Origin of the sequence: Methylibium sp. T29-B (assembly GCF_000576225.1) — a bacterium.
In the GTDB taxonomy this organism is placed as follows: domain Bacteria; phylum Pseudomonadota; class Gammaproteobacteria; order Burkholderiales; family Burkholderiaceae_C; genus Methylibium; species Methylibium petroleiphilum.
In genome coordinates this window covers 1-694 of sequence record NZ_AZSN01000391.1, presented here as the reverse complement: position 1 = coordinate 694, position 694 = coordinate 1, and the positions used below count along the sequence as shown (strand labels likewise).

The 694-nt window shown below is 75.2% G+C and carries 2 pseudogenes; both read left to right on the top strand.

Annotated features, from left to right (window positions below):
* Window positions 1-224, top strand: a pseudogene (locus Y694_RS26375) (TolC family protein); the annotation flags it as partial.
* 267 nt (window positions 225-491) lie between these two features.
* Window positions 492-694, top strand: a pseudogene (locus tag Y694_RS26925) (hypothetical protein); the annotation flags it as partial.

Sequence of the window (694 nt, the reverse complement as noted above, 5' to 3'; positions counted from 1 at the left end):
GCGGCGCGCACCCAGCTCGCCGCGTCGGAGCGGCGTGCCCGGCTGGCGCGCGAGTCGCGCGGCTACCTCGACAAGTCCTTCCAGCTCGGCGAAACCGACCTGCGACCCGCCTGCGCATCGAGGCCGACGCAGCCGATGCCGAACGCCAGGCCGCGCGCAGCCACATCGAACTGGCCGCCGCGCTGTCGGCCTGGCGCCAGGCCCTGGGGCTGCTGCCCCGGTAATGCCGCGCCCCACCCTACCGAACTCCCCGAGGAACCCCATCCCATGACGTCCCCCCTCCTGTGTGCCGCGCTCGTTGTCGCGGCCCTGCTCGCTCCCGGCGAAACCGCCCGCGCCGGCGAAGGCCACGACCACGGCAGCGAAGCACCGGCCCCGGCCGGCGCGGCGCTGCCCCGCTTCGTGGCCGTCTCCGAAGCCTTCGAACTCGTCGGCGTGCTCGACGGTCGCAGCTCACGCTCTACCTCGACCGTGCGGCCGACAACAGCCCGGTGCGCGACGCCGCGATCACGCTCGAGATCGCCGGCCAGCCCTTCGAGGCCGAAGCGCACGGCGACGCCGAGTACGAGGTCGTGCTGCCCGAGGCGCCCGCGCCGGGCGTCCTGCCGATCACCGCGACCGTGACCGCCGGCGACGAGTTGGACCTGCTGGCCGGTGAGCTCGACCTCCACGCGCCCGCGCACGCCGACGCGGC